Consider the following 25,626-nt stretch of genomic DNA (forward strand, 5'->3'; position numbering starts at 1 on the left):
CGCGCTTATCCCCTGCCCGCCCTCAAAACGGAAAATCGTGCCATCAGCCCATGGCGGGGTGACAGGATCCAGGTCAAGAGGAAAACCAAACCGGCGACGACTGCCATGCTCCCTGAGATGGATACATCCAGCCATTTGGCTGCATAGTAACCGGCGATGCTGTCGAATATGCCGATGATTACACTCAATAAAATCATCCTCAGGTAGCGGTCGGTCCATAAATAGGCCGTGGCCCCAGGTGCGATGAGCATGGCCACCACCAGGATCGCCCCCACGCTGTCAAATGCCGATACGGTCGTAACGGAAACAAGGGTCATCATGACATAATGAAGGAGGAGGATGGGAAAGCCCATGGCTGCCGCCATACCCGGATCGAATGATGTCAGTTTGAACTCCTTGAAAAGCAGAAGGACCACGACAATATCGAGGAGCAGAACGGCTGTAAGCATCACTACCGATTTAGGCACCTCTCCAAGCACGGGCAGCATCACCGTATCCCACGGGATGAAAGCAATCTCCCCCATCAGGGCGTGTTCCACGTCCAGATGGACATTCTGTGCGAACAAGGAAATCAGGATGACACCGATCGCGAAGAGGGTGGTGAATACCACACCGATCGAGGCATCCTCCTGTATGCCCTTCGCATTCAGCACCTGTATCAAATATGTGGTGAACAGACCGGCGGCGGCCGCCCCGATGAGCATGATGCCGCCGTTCAAGGACTGACTGATTAAGAAGGCAAGCACCAAGCCGAGAAGAACCGTGTGACTGATTGCGTCGGCAAGCATCGCCATCTTCCTCAAGATGAGGAAACACCCCATCATTCCACAGGTCACCCCGACCAAAGCACCGGTAAGCAGGATCCAAAGCTCATATGTCATTGTCCTCTTACTCCTTTCAGCATGTAGGGATGGCGGTTGTATATGTCTTTTCTTTCCTGGATCAACACCATCAGGCTCTCATCGGAAGGCGCCTGATGTGCAGCTTCTTCCAACCAACCTTCTTCATAAGATGCCATTTCTGCAGGATACATCTCCTTCAGCTCACGGAGTTCATCCGTGTAAAGGATGTGGGTGGCTTGGAGACGCCCTTCTTCGGTCAGCCCGATCGTCTCCTCTTCAATGTTAATCCATCCGGAAAGCTTACAATGGTGTATGGCATCATGCATCTTTCGCTCATTGGTCCCCAGACGCACGTGCATCTCTGACATTTCCCATTGTCCGGCAAGGCATGCCTTCAACAGGCTCCGTCCGAGGAGGATCTTATCATTCCTTCTCCGTTCCATTCCTTTTGAGATCATCCCTTTTGATGGTGCGAACAGGATGGATATCACAAAGATCGAACTCGCTGTCAAGACGATGAACGGACCAGTGGAAAGCCCCTTCCCTGTTGCGCTGATGATGGTTCCGACGACACCGGATATGCCACCGAAGGCACCAGCGATGACGACCATCCGATGCAGGGAATCCGTCCAGTATCGTGCAGAGATGGCAGGTGTAATCAATAATGCCGCCATCAGGATCACACCTACTGCCTGGATGCCGACGATGACCGTGATGACGAGGAGCGACAAGAACAAGAAGTTCAGACGCTGGACCGGCAGTCCGATCCCTTTGGCAAACTGGGCATCGAACGTAACCAGCTTGAACTCTTTGAAAAGGACGGTGATCACCAGGATCATGACGAAGGCCGTCCCCCCCATCAACCAGACATCCTTGCCCACCAGGGAGGCTGCCTGACCGAAGATGAAGTGATCAAGGCCGCTTTGATTCCCGCTCGGCATCTGGGCCACTTTGGTCAAGAGGACGATCCCCAGGCCAAAAAAGACTGAAAGAAAGAGACAGATGGCCGTATCTTCCTTGATCTTGGACGTGCGTGTGACAGCCTGGATCAAGTAGGCCGCAATCAGTCCCGTGACAGCCGCTCCCACCAGTAGTCCGAAAAAGTCCTTCTCCCCCATGATCATGAAGGCGAGACATATGCCCGGTAGCGCACTGTGGGCTACGGCATCTCCTATGAGGCTCTGTTTCCTCAGAAGGGCGAAACTCCCCATCACCCCGCTTGCGATCCCGAGCAAGAGGGTGCTCAGGAGGACCCACTGGGTATTGCCGTCCTTCAAGATGCTTAACCATTCCATTTCACACTTCCTCCTTCACCGGCTCCCGATCTTATCCAAAAAGGCGAGTTTTCCGCCATACGTACTTCTTAAATTCTCCATCGTGAAGACTTGCTCTGTCGGTCCGCACCCAATCACCCTGCGATTGAGCAGAAGGGTCCAATCAAAATAATCGGTGACCGTCTGAAGATCATGATGCACCACCAAGACCGTCTTGCCCTGATCCTTCAGTTCGGTCAACAGGGCGATGATGGATTTTTCCGTTGCAGCATCGACTCCTGCAAAAGGTTCATCCATGAAATAGACTTCGGTATCCTGCGCCAGTGCCCTGGCCAGGAAGACCCTTTGCTGCTGTCCTCCCGAAAGCTGGCTGATCTGTCTTCCGGCGAATTCCTCCATGCCTACCTGTTTCAAGCAATCCAGTGCAATCACGGTATCCTTCCTGGATGGAAGGCGAAACCAGCCGGTGTGCCGGTATCTCCCCATCCGCACGACATCAAGGGCATCCGTCGGAAAGTCCCAATCGACCGTCCCCCTCTGCGGTACGTATCCTACCTTATTGTACTTAGGGGAATACGGTTCACCCAGGACACTCACCTCTCCGGTGGAGCGCTGGACAAGGCCGAGGATCGCTTTCATCAATGTCGTCTTGCCCGCCCCGTTTGGCCCTAATATCCCGATGATCACTCCCTTTGGCAATTCAAACGTTACATCGGACAATACCGGCTTTCGATGGTAGGCCACCGTCAAACCATTCACTTTTATCGACATCATCTTCTCTTCCCCCTATTTCAACGCTTTCACGATTGTGTCCACATTATGCTTATACATCCCTATATAGGTTCCTGTTTCCGTCCCCTCTTTTCCCATGGCATCGGAATAAAGCTCACCGCCGAGCTCGATGTCTTTCCCCTTCTTTCTGACGCCCTCCATCACGGCTGTAATTGATTTCTCCGAGATGCTCGACTCGACGAACACGGCCTTGATCTCCCTTTCGGCAAGGATCTCAACAAGCCCCTGAACATCGCCTAAGCCGAACTCGGCATCCGTACTCAAGCCTTGGAGTCCCATCACTTCCATGTCATAGGCATCACCGAAATAGTGAAAAGCATCATGTGCCGTCACCAAGACGCGCTGCTCTTCGGGGATCGAGCCGATTTCCCCTTCAGCATATTCCTTCAATTCATCCAGCCTGTCGAAGTAGGCTTCTGTATTTTCCCTGTACTCCTCTTCATGGGCAGGATCCTCCTTGATCAATCCATCCCTTACCTCCGCGACAGCGATCTTCCAGAGATCGATATCAAACCACACGTGGGGATCCACAGCCGCTGCACTTGCTTCATCCGCACGAAGGCGTTCTTTTGGAATGCTTTCGGAAATGGCGTACGCAGGCTTCGTTTCGTTCACCTTTTCAAGCACTTCGAGCATCTTCCCTTCAAGATGAAGTCCGCTATAAAAGATAAGATCTGCTTCCTGAAGCTTTCCGATATCCGATTGTTTCGCTTTGTAAAGATGGGGGTCGACTCCTGGTCCCATCAACGTTTGTACCTCCACATGGTCCCCACCGACCTGTTTGACGGCATCCCCGATCTGACCGATCGTCGCCGTCACCTTCACCTTTCCACTCTCATCCGTTCCACTCTTCTGAGCACAGCCGCCCATCATCAGGGCAAATGCCAGCACCGTGGTAACCATGAACCTCCCTTTCATTCGACCATTCCTCCCTTTCTCTCCACTTACCATATTCAATACTTTTACTCTTTGCCACTATTTTTGCTCAGGTTTATTTATTTTAACTATATCTATAAAAGTTTCCCTTGTGCAAATTTTAAAATGGAACCTCCCCATTGTCAATCCTGTTTTTTAAAGGATTTGTAAAATTTACTCAAAAACCACCTCCTGATGTTGACTCGAAAAACGTCATATTGTATAGTAAAGACATCATTGAAGTGATCGATTAGTAGGCGCTTGCAAAAGCGGGAATATCAGCATTTCGTGATAAATATTTCCCACGGCACTCAATGTGCTTGAACGACTTAGGAGGATTTAGATTATGCAGAATGGTAAAGTAAAATGGTTCAACAACGAAAAAGGTTTCGGTTTCATCGAAGTTGAAGGTGGAGACGACGTATTCGTACACTTCTCTGCTATTCAAGGTGACGGATTCAAGTCACTTGAAGAAGGTCAAGACGTTTCTTTCGATATCGTTGAAGGAAATCGCGGACCACAAGCAGCAAACGTTGTAAAATTATAATCCATAACCACCCATAAATTAAAAAGGCATCGATCCTCCGGATCGATGCCTTTTTCTTATCCCAATCTTTCCCCGTAGCGTCGGATTTCCCTTCCTACTGTGCATTCTTCTATGCAAAAACGGTGGGCATGGGTTTTGCCATATTCCTTGCGGAAATGTGCCTTCAAGAGGCAACCCTTGCAATAAGCATCCGACAGCTCATCCACCTTATCAATCAGTTGTTTGCGGTCCACGTCCCGGTTTCACCTCCGCGTTCCATGTTCGTAATCTTTTATAGGATATAATGATCCGTGCTTCTTTATTCCAGACTTTTGTGGCTTTCCACCCTGGTTCCCTCAAGAGCCTGATTGGCAAGCTTATCGGCTTCCTTATTATCTTTCCGGCCGATCACGTGCAGAGAGGTTTTGAGCCTGCTTTTTTTGATAAGGGCTTCAGTCCTCTCCAGCCATTTTGCCAGACCGGCTTCATAGCATGGCCACTCTCCACCGAGCTGATTCAGCACTACCTGGGAGTCCCCGTAAATATCGCAAGGCTGGTTCTTGACCCCCAATTCCTGAAGGATTGAAAGGGCATAATGAAGAGCTGCATATTCCGCTTCATTATTGTTTTCAAGCGAATCCAGCAGATCATTCCTCCGGATCCGGAAGGCTTCACCGCCCTTTTCATAATAAATGACGATCCCGATTCCTGTCATGGAGGATTCTTTATCAAAGCCCCCGTCAAAGTAAAGCCTGATGTTTTCCGGCTCCTTTTCCAGTTCTTCATTCAGCTTGATGAATTCCTTCCTCGTCCAGGATGATCCCATTTCATCGATGATTTCAAGGTCAAGCACCCTTCCGGTCTTCATGAGATCATCCACATGGATAAGGGTCTCCTTTCTTGGGAAAGGGCTGGATTCGAACCATACGGATGATTTTGTTTTTGTCTTATACGTAAATCGGATGCGCATATCCACGTTTCAACACTCCTTGGTTAGGTGATTGACTCCGTCCCTGCCCTGATATAAGGTAGGGAGGAGGTGAATGTGTATGATCGAAGTGAACATCGATGGTGCGAGCGCAGGCAACCCTGGCCCGAGCGGTGCAGGTATCTTCATAAAAGAAAACGGAAAGATCACCACTTTTTCTTTACCCTTGGGTACGATGGATAACCACTCGGCCGAGTTCACCGCCTGCCTGAAAGCGCTCGAGTATTGTACCGGAGAAAAGCCTGACATCGTATGGCTTCGCAGCGATTCACAAGCCGTGATCCAGGCGATTGAGAAGCGTTTTGTCCGTCATTCCGAATACAAACCGATCCTTGCAGCCATCCTTAAAGAAATCGATAAGCTGGATCTCTTCTTTTGCAAATGGATTCCAAGCAAGGAGAATAAGGCAGCAGATGATCTCGCACGAAAAGCCATCCGCTTGAACTAAAAGAAAAAGGAAGCCATTCGGCCTTCCTTTTTTTCATGCCAGTCCCTGTGCATCCATCCACTTCAGAGCTTCCTTCCTGGAGGATATCCTCTGCGTATGGAGCCTTTCAAGGATGGACATATAAAAGCTGCTGTCGAATGCCTTCTGGGCCTTCAGGGTAATTTCAATGGCGCTGTTGACGACCTCATCAGATGCACCTGTATATTGTTTGCCGAAGTAGATGAAACCGATGGCATCTTCTTGAAATTTAAAACCCCTGTTTTCCAGATCAATCAGAAAATCCTCTGTTGTTTTTTTCACGTTTCTCCTCACCCTACTGAAGCGTTATCTGCTTTTCCGATTTCCCCCGATCCTATGGGAGAATAAACCTGTGATCACTCCGAGGACCGCCCCGCCTATCACTTCTTCCGGCTGATGTCCAAGCATCTCCTTCAAGCGTTTCGGCTGCTTCTCCTCAAAGGGGACCCCTTCATGTTCGTTTGCTTTCTGGACCAGATCATTCAAGCTGTTCACCTTTAAGGTGAGTTCACCCGTCTGTCTCCTGATTCCCTGGGCATCATACATGACGATGAGACCGAAAATGAATGCCAGGGCAAAATCCATCGTCCTGAATCCTCTCTTCAGGGCAATGAATGTCGCAAGAGATGCGACCCCGGCGCTATGGGAGCTCGGCATCCCGCCGGTCTGGAAGAACACCCCTGCCTTCCATTTGCCCGATTTAAGGTAATGGAGCGGAATCTTGAGCCCCTGTGCCACGATGATGCTCAGTAAAGCGGTGATTATTCCTTTGTTCATGCCATCCCCTCCTTTGAGGATAGTGTGCCCTTAAGGATGGTTTCCTTTCATCCGGAAGCAGGAAGCATGACATTAGATCCCAGGAGGTATCGTCTGAGCACCTTCAGCTCCATTTCCTCCACTACATCGAGATGTTCTGAGGATACTTGGTTCCATACACATTCTGAAAGCTTCACATCCAGTGGAACCTCACAGTGGATTTCCGCCAATTTCCTTGACAGGTGAAGCATATCCAGGTCGGCTTCGATTTTTTTCTTCTGGGAAGGTGTCAAGGAAGACAGGTTTTGAAGGATGCCTTCGATATCCCCGTGCTCCTGGATGAGTTTCATGGCTGTCTTTTCCCCGATCCCCTTGACTCCGGGATAGCCGTCACTCGTGTCACCCATGAGGGCCTTCACGTCGATGAACTGTTGGGGCGTGATACCCTTTTCTTCTACAAACCCGTTCTTCGTATACGTTTTATAGTTCCCGAATCCTTTTTGAAGGAGCATGATTTCAATGCCATCGTCGAGTAGTTGCAGAAGGTCCTGATCACCGCTGACGACCGAAACCTTCCGTTCAACCTTGTATTCCTTTGCAAGGGTCCCGATGCAGTCATCCGCTTCATAACCCGAGACTCCTACGTTTGAAAGATTGAATCGGCCGGCTACTTCTTTGGCAAGATCGAACTGGGGAATGAGCTCCACCGGCGGGGCATTCCGATTCGATTTATAGTCCTCATATACTTCGTTCCTGAACGTTTTGCTCCCCATGTCCCAGCAGATGATGATATGCGTCGGATCAGCGTGTTCTGCTGCCATGAAGAGATGCTTCATGAATCCCTGCACGCCGTTTGTCGGCAGCCCTTGTGAATTCACCATGAACTGACCGCTGACGGCCGTTGCAAAAAAGGAACGGAATAAAAGCGCCATTCCGTCCACTAATAATATATGCTCTTGTCTTGATTCCAAACTGAACACCACTTTTCATCAAATTCGATGAATACAGTATACCACAGATGTACGGCTTACTGGTTGGAAATACCCGGATTCGCTACTTTGTTTCCAGGGTAAGAAACCCAGTCGCTGTAGCTTCCGGCGTATAATCTGACGTCTTCGAATCCCGATTCAAGCATGGAGATGATATTCGGCGTGGCCGTGATCCCGGAGCCGCAATAAACGATGACCCGCTGTTGTTTATCCATACCGGCGTATCGTTGCTTCTGGATTTCAGGATCAAGGTATCTTCCTTCCGACAGTGCATCAAACCATGGAAGATTGACGGCACCCGGTATATGACCCGCTACACGGTCGAGGGGTTCTTCCTCTCCGCAATATCTCTCACTGCTCCTTGAATCGATGAGGACCACATCACTCTCTCCCTCTGCAATGGCCCTCACTTCCTCTACCCCTGCGATCATGTACTCTTTTATGGTCGGTTGATAGTGCCTTTCCCTGGGGGAAGGCACTTCTTTTGTGACTGGAAAATCGTTTCTCTTCCATTCTTTTAAACCTCCATCCATTACATAGACCCTTTCATGGCCGATGAAGCGGAACAGCCACCAGGCCCTTGCAGCCGGTGCAGCATCCCCTCCATCATAGAGGACAACGGTCGAATCTTGTTGGATGCCTGCTTTTCCGACCTTATCGACAAATAGAGCTATATCCGGAAGAGGATGACGTCCGCCGTGGGTTTGGACTGGACCGCTTAGATCCTGTCCTAGGTCGAAGTGGACAGCGCCCGGTATATGCTCTTCATGATAGAGGCCTGCCCCTTCACCGGTGGACAGGACAGCTTGACAATCGACCATTGCGAGGGATGGATCCTCTAAATGTTCGAAGACCCACTCGCAGTTTTTGATGAAATTCATGATTTCCATCCTCTCTTCTCCATTAATTTGACGACCTGCTCCTTAGGCACCCAGCAGTCGAACCGGTAGGAAGGCCGAGTGTCGAAGCCAAGGCGGGCACATATGTAGCGCGTGCCCCCGTTCTCTTTATAAGCACGGAAGTGGATGCAGGTGGCACAGACGTGGAAGGGATTAGGCTCCTTCTTCATGGCTCAAGCCCTCCAATCGGGCAAGATCCGCTGCCAGACTTTCAAGGTCCTGCACTTCCGCCGTCACGTTGATGAGGGAGTCGAGTTGCTCTGACAGCTGTTCCTGTGAATCCACCATCAGCTTTTCATGATCCCTCTCCAAAAGCGATGCCGCCCACTTTGTCAGGCGTGTTTCTTCTGTTGAAAGATAAACATCTGCAGGAGACGAAAGGGATTTTTCCACTTTTTCTTGAATTTCTTTCTTCCCGCCCTTCTCAAAGAAGTGCTTTGGATTTTTGAACGAGTGAAACGCACTCTTCACGTCTGCTTCCTGAAGTCCTTCGGAGAACTCAATAGATGGTCGCTCATCAAAATCGGGCTGGATCAGATAAAGTTCTGGTTCCAATGCTTTGATCCGCCTTTCCAACTCCTCAAGCTTCCCTTTCAATGCCCGGTCGATGAACCGTTCGGTCCGGAGGGAGGTCGCCCTCATTTCCTGTGCAAAATCATAGGAGATGCTCCGCGTCAATTCTTCAGTTCCAGCTGAGATGGCTTTTTCCGGATTCCCATTTGAAGGAAATCTTCCCGGATGGAAGGCTTCCTTGAAGAAATCGGGGAGCCTGTAAAACACCCTTTGCTTCACATAGTGCAGGAGCTCTGAGAGTTCTTGACGCATTTCTACGAGAAGCGGGTCTGGTGTTTCCGTGTTCAGGATGCGCAGGACGTTCTCTTTTGTTTCCAAAAGATGCTCCCTGCGCCTTTCTTTCGATACCTGATCCGTTGAGGCGAATTCCACCCACTGGCGGAACCTGTTGTAGCCCCTTTCCCATTCATGGATGGCGGCATCGATGCTCATCTGGACGAGTTCCTCTTCTATGAAGGTGTGGAAGGCCTCCCTGAATGGGATCATGCCGGAGGCCGCTTCTTCCCGCATGGCCTGAAGGGAAGAGACTCCGTGAATGCGCGGGAAGCGGATGCCATACTGCAGGAGCTGAGACTCCACGTAGCCCAGGACCTCGTCTTTTTCTTCTTCATTAGCGGCAAGGTCGATGGCGTTCACGATGAAGAACATTTTATCAAGCTCGAACGAGTCCTTCACCCTTCCAAGCTGAATGAGGAACTCCCTGTCGGCTTTGGCAAAAGCGTGATTGTAATACGTAACGAAAAGGACGGCATCCGCATTCTTGATGTACTCGAATGCGACTCCGGTATGACGTGCATTGATGGAATCGGCACCCGGCGTATCCACCAGGGTGATCCCCTGCCGTGTAAGGGGACAATCGAAATAAAGATCAATGCTTTCAACAAAACATGATCGTGATTCATTGGCTACATAAGTGCGGTACTCGTCGATCGACACAAGCTTGACGGAGCCGAGATCGGCTGCAAGCTTTTCATACCCGGAGTGGAAGGCCGACAGGAAGGACCGATGGACATTTTCCCGATCCTTCGACTGAAGGATTGATGGAATCAACGAGTAGGCTGCCTCCAGTGAATCCACCCTTTCACCGAAATGAGAAAGGGAGTGATTCAGATCACCAAGCATCTGCTCGGGTGATTTGATATGAACATCGGCAGTCTGATGCACGTGATCATCGGAAACCGGACAGATCCTGTTGATGGAAGCCGTGGTGGGGTTCGGACTCACAGGCAAGACCGATTGTCCAAGGAGGGCATTGGCAAAGGAAGATTTGCCTGCGCTGAATGCCCCGAACAAAGCGATCGTGAATGATTGATCGAGGATGCGCTCCCTTTTCCCCCTGAGAAACCCTGCGGTTCTCCGGAATCCTTCATATTTTGAGAATACCTCTTCAAGGACGGTCAATTTTCGGGCGGCCTCCTCCTTCGTTATACGGCCAGCCGATTCGTTCGCACGATCGGGGATCTCCGTATGAATCTCCTCACCCACGTCGGAGGAAGGTTTTTCAAGTTCTTCCTCACTGCGGTAATGAGAATCCCTGATGTCCCACTTCTTCAACCATGATGACACGACACCCTCCGATATGGCCGAATCTCCCGCTCCTTCACGGATACGGTTTGCTTGCTCGAGCCGCTCTTCTTTGATCTGATTCCATTTCAGGAACACAGCCGTTTTTTCCTGAACAGTCCGGAGTTCTTCTTCCATGTGCTCATTTTCATCCATGAATGCGGTGTCGATTTCTTCTGTCATTTCTTCCATGAGGACATTGGTCTTCAATCGGCACCTCTTCTTGATCTCTTCTGCCAGTTCATTGCAGTATTGAAGAACGTAATCACCATTCAGTCCGGCTCCCTCGCGGATCACACCCGTAATGAAAGCCGAGTCCACTTCAAGAGACAATTGGTCCCATCTCTCGATGAATTGTCCGGAAAGACCGGCACTTTTGGCTAATTTTTTCCCCAGGGTCCTGATATGCCACTGAAGCTGTGAGTCGATTCTGCTGTTGAGATCGGACAGGAAAGCCCCAAGCCTTGTCTCCTTCTCTTCTTCGGTTTTTTGCCCTGCGAAAAGGAAGCCTATTTTGAATCCTTTCTGACGGCTTTCAAGGAACCGCTCTGCCAGTTCCCTCGTTTCAAAAGGCATGAGATACGCATTCTTCAGGATATCGGTCCGCTCCTCTTCGAATGTATTCCTTATTCCTGTCCTGGCCAATAATCGGTCGAGGAGTTCGTTCTCAAGGATGAACGCACTGTCCATATCTTCCCATTCACTGTTATCAAGTCCGCTCTCTTCCTTTACCTGATCGAGCTTGCTTTTGTACCATTCATCATGCTCCTGTATCAACTGGGAGAGGGAAGCTTGAAGGGATTCTGCGATAAGGGATTTTCTGTTCGAAACCTGTCTTTCAACAAGCTGCTCCAGTTCAGGCAGGTCATTCCCTTCCATATCGGGCTTCCTCAGACTCGTATAGAAAATACCTTCCGGCTCGACTCCCCATGATCCAAACGCATCCTTCACAGCGGTTTTGAACGTCTCGAAGGAGATTTCCGTTTCGTTATGTTTGTCGATCTGATTGATCACAAGGTACTGCTTCACTCCGTGCAGGCTCAGTTCCCGGGTGAATTCGAAGTTCACCTGTGATTGGACATGGTTGTAATCCATCACGTAAAATACCGCATCCGCCAGATGCAGGGCAGACTCCGTCGACAGACGATGAGCGTCATCTGTACTGTCTACTCCCGGAGTATCGAGGATGGATACATCTTTATCCATATTCGATCTGCCGATTTCAACCGAATATACATCACGATCCTTGCACCATTCCCGCACTTTGTCTTCATCATATGGGGCAGGAATGAAGACGGGATACTGATGATGATAGTAGATCTTGGCATAGTCGGAATCCGTTTTCTTCACCTTAACCAGATTGGCACTGGTCGGTATGGGGGATGCAGGAAGGACACTGTCGCCGATGAGGTGATTGATCATGCTGGATTTTCCTGCGGAAAAATGTCCGCAGAATGCAAGGATGAGCTCCTCCCCATGCATTTTTTCAGCCAGGCGTTCCGCTTTCTCAACCCGTTCTTCATCGCCCGCCAAACGGAATCGCTCACTGAGGGAAGCGATTGTTTGCATGGATGTATGTATGGTTCGTTTCGTCGTATTCATAGGACAATCCTCTTTTCAAAACGAGTTATGGTAACGCTTCTATTTTAGCGCATTTCCATCTTATTCTCTATGATATTCTCCCTTGAAGTGTTTGGTTTACCCAATCTGCTTCTCCCCTGACTCTGATGCTTTTCCACATAAAAAAACCATCCTTTCTGGATGGTTTTGAATGTTATCGAGTCGTTTCGTTCGGGATGAGATTGGACCCTGAGACGGTTCGCTTCTCGAACTTCAATGCCGTTTTACGCGGTTTTTCAGCTTTCATCATGTTGGACAATACATATTTCATCACAAATCCGTATACCAGCACTGTCAGTAGTACAAGAAACCAAACCATATACGTCCACTCCTTAATGAGAATCATCTTCAATTAGATCTTATCAAAAACGATAATCATTTTCAATAAGAATCGCTATTTTTTCTGAAAACAGGGTATCCCCTTGTCTTTCCATGCTTATCACGGTAGTCGGTTTCACTTCTCAAAGCCCTCTCTTCTTCCGGGATCCTGACGGAAAGCATCCACTGATTGAGGAGGGAGAACAGGACCATCGTAAGATAGGCATTGAAAAGGAGCGGGATGAGGATGAGCTCCAAGGTGACGATAAGATAATTGGGATGCCTGAAATACCGGTATGGGCCTCTTGCCACAACGTGGGCCCCCTTGCAAACGATGATCTTCGTATTCCAGTAGCGTCCGAGGGAAAATATGGCCCACACCCTCCCACACTGCACCAGGAGGAATAGGGCGAACAAAGGAATCCAATAGGGATTCAAACTGAAGCCTGAGCTCCATGCTTCCAGGAGAAGGACAAGGAAGAAAGCTGTATGCATGGCCACCATCCATTTGTAATGCATCTGTCCGTATTCTATACCTCCCCGCTCCTTCATCCATTTTTCATTGGAATGGGCGATGATGAGTTCTCCCAGCCTCTGGAGGATCAGGATGAGGAATATGACACCAAACATGTTCATCCCTCCCACCTGAGCAACAATAGTTCGGAGCTGAATCCCGGTCCAAGTGCCATGGCAAGGCCCAGCTCCCCATCCTTTCCTGCATGCAGCATTTCCTTCATCACATACAGGATCGTTGCGGACGACATATTCCCGTATTCCTGCAGGACAGCAAGTGTCGGGGCCAACATGGCTTTGGCGAACCCGAGTGATTTTTCATACGCATCGAGCACTTTCTTCCCCCCGGGGTGGGCGACGAATTGCCGGATATCGGCAAGGCCCACTCCTTCTTTTCGGAGGAACTCTTCCACATTCGGTCTCAGCCATGTTTCTACGAGATTTGGGATGGACTTCGAAAATACGACATACAGTCCTTCATTCCTGACTTCCCACCCCATGACGTCCAGAGAGTCCCGCAGGAGGGTTGAACGAGTCGAGATGACCCGAGGGAGCGGCTTATATCGTTTTTGCAGGAGGGGACTTTCATCTCCGCACAGGACGGCACACCCGATACCGTCGGCAAATAAGGATGTCCCGATCAGATTGCTTTTGGACCGGTCCCCGTGCTGGAAGGTGAGGGAACAAAGTTCGATGGCGAGAACGAGCACCGTAGAGGATGGAAAGGCACGGCAATACTCATTGGCCCTTGCCAGGCCGCTCGCTCCTCCTGCGCAGCCGAGACCCCAGATCGGGATTCGTTTAATATGTGGATCAAGACCGAGCTCATTCATGATCCTTGCTTCGATGGAAGGTGTCGCAATCCCAGAGGTGGAGATGGTGAATATCGCCTCCACGGGGCCACCCCCTATCGTTTCAAGCGCTTTTGTTACAGCCTCTTTGCCGTATTTCACAGCCAGCTCGATGTATTCCCCATTTTTCTCTTCGAAGGAGTGCGGACTGCCGAACCACTCCAAATCCTTTACAAAATACCTGCTGTTGATCTCCCCATTTTGGAATACGGTCAACAGTCGGTCGATATCTTTGAAACTTTCCTGAAAAAGCTGTTTGGCGAAAACAGACGCATCCTCCTGATCGATCCGATGCGGGGGGATCGCCGTTTCAACTGAATAGATGACAGGCACGCTCAATCCATCTCCTTATCTTACAGATATGGATAGAATCCCCTGTTCATGACGGAACCATGCATGCACTCATGTCTTTTTAGGCTGATGGTGAAGGATGATATCAATTTCGGTATCCGCCATCGCCAGGCAGAATCTGCACGCCTGTTTCCTCACATAAAGAAAGCAGCAGTGGCTGCAATAAAACCGTTTCATATTTCATTCCCCCAGTCCTTTTTAATACTATATGCCGAATTTCCTTCCTCAAGGCAACGAAATCTTCACGTTCTTCACATTCTGTTCAAAAGTAGTGTGACTTATATCACAGATGATTCCCCGCGGTTCAGCTAAGATGATGGGGAAGGAACAATCAGGATTGGGGTGAAGAAGATGAAAGATCCTCAAAAAAGAGATAGCTCCTTACAGGGGACCTTCGTGTCCGTACTGGTGTTGGGACTCTTTTTGGCGGTGAGCTGGATAGGGGTATTCTTATTATTCATGTCGCGATTTTAACGCAGGGAGTGATTTGTCATGCATATGCACCTTTATGAAAAATGGTGGTTGACGCTTGGGACGGGTGCCCTGATCCTTTTCTTGATCATTCTCGGCGTCAGCGCCTTTCATCAAGGCCATAAGCCACCGAGTGCCAAAGCGTATATCGATCCTGAACGGGTGGATGCAACGGCACCCTTCGACCAACCGGGCCTGAAAGAGGTGAGCGGAAAGGACTGGGATTATGAATTAGTGATCGTCGCCTCTGCTTTTCACTATGAGCCCGCGGAATTTACCGTTCCGAAGGGTTCAAAGGTAAAGATCATGGCTACAACCAAAGATGTGATCCACGGATTCGAAGTGGCGGGCACCAACATCAACATGATGCTTGAACCCGGGTACATCAGTGAATATGTGACCACCCTCGATCAGACAGGGGAATTCCTGATTGTGTGCAATGAATACTGCGGGGCGGGACACCATACGATGAAATCCATGCTGAAGGTGGTAGACTAATGTGAAAAAGATGACTGACACGCGGGGTAGAAGCCTCTCTCTCGCCCATTTGTATGTCGCTTATACAGCCCTGGCACTGGGCGGACTGGCGGGTCTCCTGCAGGTTCTGGTCCGCTCAGGGGGCTTGACCCTGCCTGCAGGGATCGGCTACTATCAGATCCTTACCGTGCACGGGGTGCTTTTAGGGTTGATCCTCACCACTTTCTTCATTATCGGCTTCCTTCATGCCTCCATTATCCGGACTGCCGGCCCATACTCCAACAGGTCGATCGCATTGGGTTGGCTGGGGTTTTGGATCATGCTCACAGGGACACTCATGAGTGCCACCATGATCCTGTTGAATGAAGCCACCGTGCTCTATACATTTTATGCCCCGCTCCAGGCCCATTGGCTTTTTTACCTCGGCCTCACTTTGGTGATCGTGGGGAGCTGGCTATCCGGGGGTGCCATGATTTCCGCTTATCGTCACTGGAGGAAAGAACACCCTGGTCAGACGAGCCCATTGTTGACCTTCATGGCGATTATCACGATCGTACTCTGGATCATTGCAACACTCGGGGTAGCGGGGACCGTGCTCTTTCAGCTTCTCCCTTGGTCCCTCGGCATCGTGGAGCGCGTCGATGTTCTCACAAGTCGTACGCTATTCTGGTATTTCGGTCATCCACTTGTGTATTTTTGGCTGCTTCCTGCTTATATGGCATGGTATGCCGTCATCCCGAAGGTCATCGGAGGCAGGGTGTTTTCAGACTCACTAGCAAGATTGTCATTTCTCTTGTTTTTGCTGTTCTCGATCCCCGTCGGATTCCATCATCAGCTGGTCGAACCTGGAATCGATGCCTTTTGGAAGTACCTCCAGGTTGTGCTCACATTCATGGTGGTCATCCCCTCCCTCATGACCGCCTTTTCTCTCTTTGCCACATTTGAAATCAGGGGGAGGGAGCTCGGGGCGAAGGGATTATTCGGCTGGATACGCAAGCTTCCCTGGAGGGATTCACGCTTTATGGTTCCCTTCATCGGGATGCTTGCTTTCATACCTGCCGGTGCAGGAGGATTGATCAACGCCTCCAATCAAATGAACCAGGTGGTCCACAACACCATCTGGGTGACGGGTCATTTCCACCTCACCCTTGCGACAACCGTCGTTTTGACGTTTTTCGGAATCTCCTATTGGCTCATCCCCCACCTTACGGGACGGGTCCTGACAAAAGAGATGAACAGACTTGCCATCATCCAGGCAATCGTTTGGACTGTGGGGATGGGGATCATGTCCCTGTCCATGCACGCTGCCGGATTACTCGGAGCACCTCGAAGGTCCTCATTCTCCACTTACGGGGATGCCCCACAGGCACTCGGCTGGATCCCATATCAGGCAGCACAGGCAATAGGAGGAACGATTCTTTTCATCGGCATCATCCTTGTCCTCTATATCGTAGTGAACCTTGCTTTCTTTGCCCCAAAAGGCAGCGAGGCATTTCCAGTCGCTGAATCCGGATCTGCACAGACCCCGAAAGCCCTTGAGGACTGGCGGATCTGGCTGACCATCCTCACCGCCCTGATCCTGATCGCTTACAGTGTCCCTTTCATCGATATGATCCAACAGGCGCCCCCCGCCTCGAAGGGATATCGCCTTTGGTGACGGGAAGTAAGTGAGCATGGAGATGTGTTCACTGGTGTTTCGGAATAAAGAGGGATAAAAAAAATCCAAACGATGATTCGACTTTCCCTGGAGAAAGTCGAATCCGTTCGGATTTATATTGGTGCTAACCGCTTCGTCCTGATCAGAGAGCATAGACGCCGGCATACTTCTCGATGAGGTAGTCCGCGAGGTATTTGGCATTCAAGCCCTCACCGGTGACGTCTTCAAGGATTTCCAATGGCTTCTTCAGTTTGCCCCATTGATGAACCCTCTCCGTCAACCATTCCTTCACGGGGACGAGATTCCCCTCTTCCAAAAGCTGATCGAAGTTCGGGATGTCTTCTCTCATGGCTTCCCTGAACTGGGCAGCGTACATATACCCAAGTGCGTAGGAAGGGAAATACCCGAAGCTTCCTCCGGCCCAGTGCACATCCTGCAGGACTCCCTCCCCATCATGGGTTGGACGGATGCCGAGATATTCTTCATATTTTTCATTCCAGATGCGCGGGAGATCTTTTACTTCGATCTCGTCGTTGAAGAGACCTTTCTCGATTTCATATCGGATGATGATATGCAGGGCATACGTCAATTCATCTGCTTCGATCCGGATCAGGGAAGGCTTGGATTCATTGATGGCACGGTAAAAGGCTTCGAGGTCCACCTCATCGAATTGTCCGGTGCTGAAATCCTTCAATGTAGCATAGTTCTTTTTCCAGAAGGAAAGATTCCTGCCCACGAAATTTTCATAGAAAAGTGACTGAGATTCGTGGATTCCCATGGAGGTACCTGTACAAAGAGGCGTCCCGATGAGCTTTTCTGATATATTTTGCTCATAGAGTGCATGGCCTCCTTCATGGATGGTACCGAAGACGGCCGTCCGCCAGTCTTTTTCATCGTATTTGGTGGTGACCCTTACATCCCCGGGATTCAAGCCGATGGCAAAGGGATGGACCGTTTCATCGAGGCGCCCTGCACTGAAATCATACCCCATCTGCTCGAGGACCTTGAGACTGAATTCCTTTTGCTTTTCCTTAGGGAAATGATCGAAAAGGAACTCCGTCCGCGGCGCTTCTGCATTCGATATTTTATGTACGAGAGGGACGATTTTCCCTTTGAGGTCACTGAACACTTCATCCAGTACATCGACCGTCACGCCTGGTTCGTATAAGTCGAGCAGGGTATCATATTTATTTTCTCCGTATCCCCAATAATCGATGAACCGTTTCGTAGTGGAAACCAATTTTTCAAGATACGGCTGGAACATAGAGAAGTCTCCTTTTTCTTTTGCCTCTTCCCAGATCCCTTCAGCTTTGGACTGAAGGACGACATAGTCCCGGTATTCCTTGGCCGGGATCTTCTTATTCCGGTCGTACTCCTTTTGACATTCTTCCAACAGGGCACACGTGATCTCATCAAGATTGTCGGCGACCAGCGTCAGCTTCGCCAGATAGGCTGCCATCTCACTTGATGTGGACATTTCGAATACTTCAGACGAAAGCATCCCGATTACTTCGGAACGCTGTGAGGCACCCTTTTTCGGTGCACCCGTCCTCAAGTCCCAGAACATGAGTCCCAGTGCTTCATTATAGGCGCTCATCTTACTTGAGTATTCCTTGAATGCACCACTCACTTTTTTTATCTCTTCTTTATTCATGCTTCATTCCCCCTTCACCCTCCTATCTTACCACAAAAGTCAGACTAGGCAGATGATTCACTCTTGAAAAACAACAGGGCTTTCACCTGCAGGACGTAAAGCCGGTTCAACATGAAAAACGGCCCCCTCCGCCCTGAGACAGGACGGATTGGAGCCGGTAACATCATGCTTCGATGGATTCAACGCTCACAGGCAGGATCGCCTGTACTTCTTTTTGGTAAGCCCGGTCGCTTTCATTCAGGAGGATATGGATGCTTCCATGGTCGCCTTCCGTTCTGATCAGGCGTCCGATTCCCTGGCGAAGACGGAGCAGCATATACGGGATATCGACTTCTGCCACAGCGTTGCCGCTGTGCTTCCGCTTTGCATCGAAAACGGGATCCTTCGGCGGGAACGGCAGGGAATGGATCACCACTTGCGAAAGGGATGAACCCGGGATATCGAGACCCTCCCATAAATGATAGGAGCACAGTACGGAAGTTTCATCTTCCTGGAAGCGCCTGACCGTATCACTGATCTCCCTGTCTCCCTCATAGATCACTTCGAAGGGTACCTCCCGTTCATTCATATGTTTCCTGAAGGCTTCCATTTCTTCTTTTGAGTTGAACAACACGAGGGACCTTCCTCCATGGTCAATCAATCGGCTGTCAATATAGCCGTATGATTCGGACCGTTGTACATGGGGCAGGCTTACACTCATCACTTCGTCGTACTCATAGGGGGATTCGACGGAGAATGATTCATAAGAAGCGATGCCCAATGACGACGATACGTAGGAGAAATCGCCGTGATAGGAAAGGGTAGCAGAAGAGAAGATGAAAGGAATGTTTTGGGAAAATACATGCTCTTTCAAAATTTCTTCTACCAGCCTAGGCATGACGACGAAGGTTTCTTCCTTGTCATTCGATTCCAGCCAGTAGATCCCCTTATCATCCTCCACATAAAGCTTCAGAGAGTAATGGATCTGCTCGAGGTACTCCTCCACCACCTTGAGGAGATATTCCTCGACCACATACATTTCGGATTCAAACACAAGTTCATTCAATAGACTTTCGATCCTGGAAGCGAGATCTTTTGCATGAGTGAGAATATGAGGAGCGCGAGACACATAATGCCGCTCGCTTCCTGCCACCTTGTTTGACTCTTCTTCAAGAAGCTCGAACCAGCGGTCGTTATCAGCAAGGATTTCTTCGATCAGATAGAGTGTTTCCTCACGCAGATCAGAAGCTGATAACCGCTCCAGAAGATGCTCGATGGTTTCTTTTGTCATCCGGTAGGTCATCGCCTTTTGTGAAGCGTACTCCAATAGATGTCCTTCATCAAAGACGACAGAACTTGCTTCCGGCAGGAGGGGGAGCTGCCCTTCCCTTTTTCGGGAGTCCTTCGTCCAGATATGCTCCATATAAAAGTCATGGGAGCAGATGATCAGATCTTTTGCCTGGCGGTAGTGCTCACGGTGCAATGTCAGGCCACAGCGGTGGCGTTTCGGGCAGGCCATGCAGTCTTGAAGGGGATCCCATGCGATGGGTGACCACTCTTCATCGGAAAGCTCTGCGTATTCCTTCCTGTCTCCATATGGATAAAATCCCGACATGGAGCCGCTCTCGTGGACGAATGACGGAAGGTCACCCCAAATCCGCTCGTATTCGTCATCAGCAGACAGATTATCCTCGAGTTTTTTGATACAAAGGTATTGATCGCGTGATTTTGCCAGGCGGACATCGATATCAAGGCCGAGTGCCTCCTGGAGCTTGTCCACATCGCCACCCTCTTTGACGATCTGCTCGATGAGGGTCTCATCCGCACACGAAATGATGGCGGGCTTACCCGTGTAACGCGCATAGCTTAAGGCATAGAGCAGGTAAACGAGGGTCTTTCCGGTCCCGACCCCCGCTTCTGCAAATATGACTTGATTCTGTTTATAGGCCTGATTGAGTTGAAAGGCCATGAACACCTGCTCATCACGCAAATCAAAGCCTTTTTCAGGCAGTATATCGTAAAATACATCCCCGACCCAGTCGGATAATGCTTCATAAAATGATTGTTCCTTCGATAAGGGGAACGGCAGCGTTTGTCTCATAATATCCTCCTACATGAACACAGTATATCTACTTTACTAGATTTCCCACGGGATGAAAAGCAGCAGCACAAAAAAAGAGAGCATCCTCCGTCCGCCGTGGGACCGGATGCCCTTTCTCCCGTTCAATCGTACAGCCGTCTGGTGGCCAGTTCATATTGAATCGCCTGATCCAGTACCTTGGAGGCTTCGTGGAGGGCAAGGGGATTGCTTTCTTCCCCTTCTCCGTGCAGTGAAGCCATGGAACGTTGGATGGCCTGATAGATTTTATGATAGTCGATGCGATCCTGAATCATCGTACCCATTCCCCCTCTGATTAATAGAACCAGTTTATGCAGGAACGACCGATTTTATACCTGGGATCGCCCGGTATCTTATTCTTCTATCTTTTTGCGCGGCGGTCTCGGCCCCCAATATTGATAGTAATCGGTCCTGATGAATCCATTGAACAGCTTACGCTTCTTCGTGGCTTTCTTGCCATAGCATTCTTCGAAATGCTCCAGGCTCGTCATCATGTAAACAGACCAGGTATCAAGCTTGGAGAAGGCCTGTCCCATTTCGCGATACATCAGTTCGACTTCCTTGCGATCACCGAGACGCTCACCATACGGCGGGTTTCCGACAATGACGCCATACTCGAGCTCCGACGTGAAGTCCCTTACCTGCATCTGCTTGAATTTCACCAAATCACCGAGCCCTGCCTCTATGGCGTTTTCCTTTGCAATGGCAATCATGCGGTGATCGATGTCGGTTCCGAGGATTTCAAGGGGCTGATCATAATTCGCTTGATCCTCCGCCTCCATCCTCGTACGATCCCATACATCCCCATCCATCATTGGCCAGGCTTCAGAAAGGAATTCACGGTTGAACCCCGGAGCGATATTCTGTCCAATGAGGGCTGCTTCAATGGCGATCGTCCCGGATCCACAGAAAGGATCCACAAAAGGACGGTCCGGATTCCAAGTGGTCAGCTGGATCAACGCAGCAGCGAGGGTTTCCTTCAGAGGAGCGTCCCCTTGCCCCACACGATAGCCCCTTTTATGGAGACCCTGACCGCTGGTATCGAGGGTCAGGCTCGCTTTATCTTTGTGGATGGCGACTTCGATCTTGAAAAGCGGTCCTGTCTCATCAAGCCAGGATGTTTTTTTATAGGCGGTCTTCAACTTTTCCACGATTGCTTTCTTTACAATCGCCTGACAGTCGGGCACACTGTACAGTTTCGATTTGACGGATTTCCCCTGTACAGGGAACTCCGCATCCACAGGAAGGAACGACTCCCACGGGAGGGCTTTCGTCCGTTCAAATAATTCATCGAAGGAATACGCATTGAATTCCCCGACGAGGATCTTGACCCGATCTGCCGTCCTCAGCCACATATTGGCCCTGGCGATGGCCGTTTCATCCCCTTGGAATATGACCTTCCCGTTTTCCACCTGACATTCATACCCAAGATCTTTCACTTCTTTGGCAACAATCGACTCCAGCCCCATTGCGGCCGTTGCGATCAGTGTATACTTACCCAATACCTTCACCTCTATCATCATCGTTTGCACGTATTTTCAATCATCGATATTTTCTACAAATAAAAAGGACTGACACATCAGGCTCCAAAAAACCCTGTATCAGTCACTTCGATCGTTGTATCCATTATTGCTCTCCCCGTAACAGCGTCCTGTAAGCCATGTTTTGTTCCGTTGTACTGCAGGCGACTTGACGTCTCGTACTCTGGTGGTAATCATCTATCTACAAAGGCAAGCCTTTGTCCCTCTCTTCGTTCAATTCCTCCAAGAGGATTCCCCTACCAAATTTGGGTTTCTCACTCGCGGGGTTTACCTCGTTCCACTCCTGCCATTTCTAACAGGACTTCGTCACTGTGGCACTTTCAAGGTATTCACACCATATCCGTGAGGACGTAGGCGTTTTCCCTGCCGTCAGCCCGTTTGACCGGACTGCCCTAGCTTATGAATTGGCTAGGCACGAACACTACGGGCATCTCAGCACCGTGTGAGCATGGACTTTCCTCTACAGCCGGAGCTGCAGCGATTACCCAAACACCATTAAAGGATCAGCAATTTCTAATTATATAGCATCCCTTTCTACATTACAAGGGGGAATTTCAATCGTACAGTTTATTTCCAAACACATGCTTCTCAAGATTCGAGAGGCGCTTCAGGATATCGAAATTCGTCGTACCTGATGGCTGTGGTGGTGCAGCAGAGCGCTGCTGCCTGCCCGCTTCCTCAACCTGCTTCTTCAGACGAAGGTTCTCCTGCTGCAGTTCTTCTATTTCCTGGTGGAAGACTTCATAGTCCTTGATGACGAGGTCGAGGAACTTGTCCACATCTTCGGGTTTGTACCCGCGCATGCCGTTTTTAAATTCTTTTTCCAAAATATCCTTTGCAGTCAATTTCACTTTATCTGAGATCATCATATTCACCTCTGCGTTTATGTTAATCATATTTCCATATTCCCGTTCGTTTGTCAATGGCATTTCTCCGTTAACCCCATTGGGCCTCTTCTACCACCCATTGAAGATCGTCAAACGTGATGGTCTTGAGCATGAAAGATGGATCTTGTTCCTGTTTCCTCTGCGCTTCCTCGTAGAAGTACCTTGGGGAGCCTTCGCGCTCGGGATCGTAGAGGATGATGCATGACTGGCTTTTATGCAGGAACAGCAGATTCCGATTCTTGAACTGTCCCGGATTCTGGTAGGGGCTTTTGGAGATGGAATCGACAAAGTCGGCCTGCGAAAGGATCGTTTCGTAATACTCCTTATTCTGGTCATTCCACTTTTCCTCCTGCTGCAGGAAAGGTGTGAGGACTGCAAGCTTTAGATCCGGATACTCTTCCTGAAGGTCGAATACGACCTCTGCGGCCCATAACTCCACCCCGAGCTGACCGGAAATGAGGACCCATTCCAACCCGGTATCAAGAAGGGAAAGCAGTTCTTTCCGGATGGCTAGCTTTATGTATTGTACAGCCTGATCGTCTTGTTTGAAGATGCCCAGCTCAAATGATTTATATCCTGTGATCGATGCGACCCCGCCCATGGTACCGAAGCTCCTTTATTCATAGTCTGTCCTTATTGCTTCCATTGTAGCACACATTTCCACGACATTGCCTCTTACAACCATTGAAAAAAGCACCTGTTTCCGGCCATCCCCTCTGGTAAAGGGAAATGAGCCGGTCAGGTGCCGAACGTTCATTCATTAAAATCCAAATGGCCGCGGTCTTGGTCCGAATCCAGGGCCGAATCCTGGTCCGCCGGGTCCGCCCATTCCCCCACCGCAGTTGAACTGCTGGTTGGATACATTGTCCACCATTGAATGTGTATGAGGGAAGTAGTGTTTGTGCTGATAGTTCACATGATTCACCGTTGTGGTATGCACAGGATGGATATGGGGTACCTCCAGGGTCGTGAAGGTATGATTCACACAACATTTCGTAGGGTGCATGACAGCCGGAAGGACTTGGTTGGGTCTTGGTCTACAGTACATCGTGACATGATCTCCTTTCATCTCATGGTGTCTACACTATCAACCTATGATGAACCGGAGCCACGGGTACTGATGCATTTACCTATTTTAAATCAGTTGGCACTGTAAAGGGTTCCAGAGAAATTGGAAAACACGAAAGCCGTCAATCCGATCACGACAAAAAACAACAAGAGAATAGCTCGGTTCAATCTTCATCATCCTATCCGAAAAATTTCATCACAATGTATTATTTTACATCTACATTAGAAAATTCTCAATATTCCCGGATGAAATTTTGCGAAGCTTTTTCCTGGTAATTCTTCTCACTGGTAAAGCCTTTAAGGCCGACCGTCTTTCTGCCTCTTCATTTTCCCGAGGATCCTCTCAATCCGATGCTGTAGTTGGTCGGATTCCCTTCCCTGTTGAACCATCGGGGCAGCGCGCTCGGCGTATTCCTTCGCGCGATCCAGATTGTAGAACCGATGCTCATGGAGCTTCGACAGTTCGATGAAGGCGGCTTTTTGCAGCTTGGGAGCGGCCTCCTCATCGATCTTTTCCCAAAGCCTGGCCGCCTGTTCAAAGTCCTTCTCCTTTTTCAGTTCGAGGGCGAGAAGATGAAGGGCTTCGTCATTCCCCTTCGCCCCCTCATCTACGATCTTCTGAAAAAGGGCCTTCGCCCTCCCCTTGTTGCCTGTGTACTGTAGCCATCTGCCGACTTCGAAGGATTCGGGCTCACCGGGATTCAGGAGAGTGAGGGAGAGATGGGCATACAAGGTGATGAGGGACAGGATGTCGAGCTCATTATGTTCGAGTACCTTGAAGATCCCCTCTGGGTCCCTCCGCTCCACATAATCGAAGTAGATCATCGGAGCCAAATAGCCAGGCACATCATCCTCACGATGAAAACCAAGAACATCCTTCTCGACGTTCACCAGCTTCACGGACCCAAGTCTTTCCTTGAAGAGGCGCCGGGATCCATGGTACAGGTCAAAGTGCCCGAAGGCCGGTAGTTTCGGGACGTGCTCCCTGATCAGAGTATGACGTGTTTTCACCTGAGGCCAGTCGAATGCTTTACCGTTATAGGTGACAAGGGTTGTGTAATCGACCTTTGATAGAAAACTGTGGTACAGGGGGATCTCACTCCCCGGACGTGGAAGCACATGCTGGGTAACGATGACTTCCGATTCAGTGATGCGTGCATGGCCAAGGAGGAAAATCGTATTGCCTGCCCCTCCGCCCAATCCGGTCGTTTCCGTATCAAAAAAGAACAGGTCTTGCGGGGAAAGGCCCCTGGCGGACAAGGGATGCTCCCCTTCAAAATCCTGCCAAGCCTTCACGGCTCTTACAGCATCCCTGAAGGAATAACTACCGTGTCTATGATCCAATGGATACCGCTTCTCCCTCACGATGCAATAGTCCTCATCCAGGACATATGGAAAAGCACCGATCGATCCCCACTGATCTGCATGGGGGAGGACATCATCCGGAAGCTCGTTCAGCGGGGCTTTCACACCCGCTGCAGTCTCTTCACGGATAATATGCTTTTTCATCCGATTCAGCTTATTCTTGAGTGACATT

At 49.8% G+C, this 25,626-nt stretch carries 28 protein-coding genes and 1 other RNA gene; 4 read left to right on the forward strand and 25 right to left on the reverse strand.

The genetic code is table 11. The features are described from left to right. Nucleotides 1-5: 5 nt before the first annotated feature. Genes D5E69_RS13130 through D5E69_RS13145 form a run of 4 tightly spaced genes read right to left on the reverse strand, consistent with a single transcriptional unit; the run spans nt 6 to nt 3,826 of the window. The gene (locus D5E69_RS13130; RefSeq protein WP_048005832.1) at nt 6-881 is read right to left on the reverse strand and encodes a metal ABC transporter permease; all 876 of its coding nucleotides are present in this window, start codon (nt 879-881) and stop codon (nt 6-8) included. Next, a complete protein-coding gene (locus D5E69_RS13135; protein WP_082139310.1) occupies nt 878-2,137 on the reverse strand; it encodes a metal ABC transporter permease in 1,260 nt (419 codons plus the stop codon). Before D5E69_RS13135 ends, D5E69_RS13130 begins: the two co-directional genes overlap by 4 nt. Before the next feature lie 15 nt (nt 2,138-2,152). Then, nucleotides 2,153-2,890, reverse strand: coding sequence for a metal ABC transporter ATP-binding protein (locus tag D5E69_RS13140; protein WP_063191620.1), 738 nt, complete (start codon nt 2,888-2,890; stop codon nt 2,153-2,155). A 12-nt stretch (nt 2,891-2,902) separates the two neighbouring features. Continuing rightward, a complete protein-coding gene (locus tag D5E69_RS13145) occupies nt 2,903-3,826 on the reverse strand; it encodes a metal ABC transporter solute-binding protein, Zn/Mn family (RefSeq protein ID WP_063191621.1) in 924 nt (307 codons plus the stop codon). A gap of 343 nt (nt 3,827-4,169) precedes the next feature. Here D5E69_RS13145 and cspD point away from each other — a divergent pair, with 343 nt between their 5' ends. After that, nucleotides 4,170-4,370: a cold-shock protein CspD gene (gene cspD, locus D5E69_RS13150; RefSeq protein ID WP_048005834.1), complete on the forward strand. Its 201-nt coding sequence runs from the start codon at nt 4,170-4,172 to the stop codon at nt 4,368-4,370. Between the two features lie 56 nt (nt 4,371-4,426). Here the strand turns inward: cspD and D5E69_RS13155 are convergent, their stop codons facing one another. Both D5E69_RS13155 and D5E69_RS13160 read right to left on the reverse strand, forming a co-directional pair. Beyond that, nucleotides 4,427-4,603 carry a zinc-finger domain-containing protein gene (locus D5E69_RS13155; RefSeq protein ID WP_082139311.1) on the reverse strand — a complete coding sequence of 59 codons (177 nt, stop codon included), beginning with the start codon at nt 4,601-4,603 and terminating at the stop codon, nt 4,427-4,429. Between the two features lie 65 nt (nt 4,604-4,668). Beyond that, nucleotides 4,669-5,319 (reverse strand): reverse transcriptase-like protein, encoded by a 651-nt coding sequence (locus tag D5E69_RS13160; protein WP_231888759.1) that lies wholly within the window; start codon nt 5,317-5,319, stop codon nt 4,669-4,671. A 79-nt stretch (nt 5,320-5,398) separates the two neighbouring features. Between D5E69_RS13160 and D5E69_RS13165 the strand changes: the two genes are divergently transcribed. Then, a complete protein-coding gene (locus D5E69_RS13165; RefSeq protein WP_048005837.1) occupies nt 5,399-5,785 on the forward strand; it encodes a reverse transcriptase-like protein in 387 nt (128 codons plus the stop codon). A 33-nt stretch (nt 5,786-5,818) separates the two neighbouring features. On the opposite strand, the gene D5E69_RS13170 is transcribed toward D5E69_RS13165, so the two are convergent. The 10 genes from D5E69_RS13170 to D5E69_RS23860 form a co-directional block, all read right to left on the reverse strand. After that, nucleotides 5,819-6,085 (reverse strand): DUF6123 family protein, encoded by a 267-nt coding sequence (locus D5E69_RS13170; protein WP_048005838.1) that lies wholly within the window; start codon nt 6,083-6,085, stop codon nt 5,819-5,821. A gap of 24 nt (nt 6,086-6,109) precedes the next feature. Further along, complete coding sequence (locus D5E69_RS13175) at nt 6,110-6,580, reverse strand: divergent PAP2 family protein (RefSeq protein WP_048014095.1); 471 nt, start codon at nt 6,578-6,580, stop codon at nt 6,110-6,112. 47 nt (nt 6,581-6,627) lie between these two features. Further along, on the reverse strand, nt 6,628-7,530 hold the full coding sequence (locus D5E69_RS13180; protein ID WP_159129766.1) for a 5'-3' exonuclease: 903 nt from the start codon (nt 7,528-7,530) through the stop codon (nt 6,628-6,630). A gap of 56 nt (nt 7,531-7,586) precedes the next feature. Then, on the reverse strand, nt 7,587-8,429 hold the full coding sequence (locus tag D5E69_RS13185; RefSeq protein ID WP_159129767.1) for a sulfurtransferase: 843 nt from the start codon (nt 8,427-8,429) through the stop codon (nt 7,587-7,589). Beyond that, on the reverse strand, nt 8,426-8,617 hold the full coding sequence (locus D5E69_RS13190) for a hypothetical protein (RefSeq protein ID WP_048014956.1): 192 nt from the start codon (nt 8,615-8,617) through the stop codon (nt 8,426-8,428). The genes D5E69_RS13185 and D5E69_RS13190 overlap by 4 nt, the downstream gene beginning before the upstream one ends. Continuing rightward, nucleotides 8,601-12,185: a dynamin family protein gene (locus D5E69_RS13195; protein ID WP_159129768.1), complete on the reverse strand. Its 3,585-nt coding sequence runs from the start codon at nt 12,183-12,185 to the stop codon at nt 8,601-8,603. The genes D5E69_RS13190 and D5E69_RS13195 overlap by 17 nt, the downstream gene beginning before the upstream one ends. A 172-nt stretch (nt 12,186-12,357) precedes the next feature. Continuing rightward, complete coding sequence (locus tag D5E69_RS13200; protein ID WP_213085549.1) at nt 12,358-12,522, reverse strand: hypothetical protein; 165 nt, start codon at nt 12,520-12,522, stop codon at nt 12,358-12,360. 62 nt (nt 12,523-12,584) lie between these two features. Further along, complete coding sequence (locus tag D5E69_RS13205; protein WP_048014958.1) at nt 12,585-13,151, reverse strand: isoprenylcysteine carboxyl methyltransferase family protein; 567 nt, start codon at nt 13,149-13,151, stop codon at nt 12,585-12,587. A gap of 2 nt (nt 13,152-13,153) precedes the next feature. Next, entirely contained in the window at nt 13,154-14,218 is a 1,065-nt protein-coding gene (locus tag D5E69_RS13210; RefSeq protein ID WP_063191625.1) for a type III polyketide synthase, read from the reverse strand. A 69-nt stretch (nt 14,219-14,287) separates the two neighbouring features. Next, nucleotides 14,288-14,413: a hypothetical protein gene (locus D5E69_RS23860; protein ID WP_262370506.1), complete on the reverse strand. Its 126-nt coding sequence runs from the start codon at nt 14,411-14,413 to the stop codon at nt 14,288-14,290. Between the two features lie 315 nt (nt 14,414-14,728). On the opposite strand from D5E69_RS23860, the gene D5E69_RS13215 reads away from it, so the two are divergent. Further along, complete coding sequence (locus D5E69_RS13215; RefSeq protein ID WP_063191626.1) at nt 14,729-15,205, forward strand: cytochrome c oxidase subunit II; 477 nt, start codon at nt 14,729-14,731, stop codon at nt 15,203-15,205. A 10-nt stretch (nt 15,206-15,215) separates the two neighbouring features. Further along, nucleotides 15,216-16,841, forward strand: coding sequence for a b(o/a)3-type cytochrome-c oxidase subunit 1 (locus D5E69_RS13220; protein ID WP_063191743.1), 1,626 nt, complete (start codon nt 15,216-15,218; stop codon nt 16,839-16,841). 142 nt (nt 16,842-16,983) lie between these two features. Here D5E69_RS13220 and D5E69_RS13225 read toward each other — a convergent pair whose 3' ends face one another. The 9 genes from D5E69_RS13225 to D5E69_RS13265 form a co-directional block, all read right to left on the reverse strand. Continuing rightward, nucleotides 16,984-18,495 carry a carboxypeptidase M32 gene (locus tag D5E69_RS13225; RefSeq protein WP_063191627.1) on the reverse strand — a complete coding sequence of 504 codons (1,512 nt, stop codon included), beginning with the start codon at nt 18,493-18,495 and terminating at the stop codon, nt 16,984-16,986. Nucleotides 18,496-18,658: 163 nt separating this feature from the next. Beyond that, nucleotides 18,659-20,575, reverse strand: a complete 1,917-nt coding sequence (locus D5E69_RS13230) for an ATP-dependent DNA helicase (RefSeq protein ID WP_048005845.1) — start codon at nt 20,573-20,575, stop codon at nt 18,659-18,661. A gap of 122 nt (nt 20,576-20,697) precedes the next feature. After that, the gene (locus D5E69_RS13235; RefSeq protein WP_156489350.1) at nt 20,698-20,868 is read right to left on the reverse strand and encodes a hypothetical protein; all 171 of its coding nucleotides are present in this window, start codon (nt 20,866-20,868) and stop codon (nt 20,698-20,700) included. Nucleotides 20,869-20,946: 78 nt separating this feature from the next. Next, entirely contained in the window at nt 20,947-22,095 is a 1,149-nt protein-coding gene (locus tag D5E69_RS13240) for a THUMP domain-containing class I SAM-dependent RNA methyltransferase (RefSeq protein WP_048005846.1), read from the reverse strand. A gap of 147 nt (nt 22,096-22,242) precedes the next feature. Next, nucleotides 22,243-22,627, reverse strand: an RNA gene (gene rnpB / locus D5E69_RS13245) — RNase P RNA component class B. Between the two features lie 61 nt (nt 22,628-22,688). Beyond that, the gene (gene gpsB / locus D5E69_RS13250; protein WP_063191744.1) at nt 22,689-23,000 is read right to left on the reverse strand and encodes a cell division regulator GpsB; all 312 of its coding nucleotides are present in this window, start codon (nt 22,998-23,000) and stop codon (nt 22,689-22,691) included. 70 nt (nt 23,001-23,070) lie between these two features. Continuing rightward, entirely contained in the window at nt 23,071-23,622 is a 552-nt protein-coding gene (locus D5E69_RS13255; protein ID WP_048005847.1) for an SLOG family protein, read from the reverse strand. A 159-nt stretch (nt 23,623-23,781) separates the two neighbouring features. After that, nucleotides 23,782-24,069 (reverse strand): CotD family spore coat protein, encoded by a 288-nt coding sequence (locus D5E69_RS13260; RefSeq protein ID WP_082139313.1) that lies wholly within the window; start codon nt 24,067-24,069, stop codon nt 23,782-23,784. 317 nt (nt 24,070-24,386) lie between these two features. After that, nucleotides 24,387-25,625 (reverse strand): ribonuclease H-like domain-containing protein, encoded by a 1,239-nt coding sequence (locus D5E69_RS13265; protein WP_063191628.1) that lies wholly within the window; start codon nt 25,623-25,625, stop codon nt 24,387-24,389. Between the last annotated feature and the right edge of the window lies 1 nt (nt 25,626).

The organism is Rossellomorea marisflavi (assembly GCF_009806575.1).
GTDB lineage: Bacteria > Bacillota > Bacilli > Bacillales > Bacillaceae_B > Rossellomorea > Rossellomorea marisflavi_A.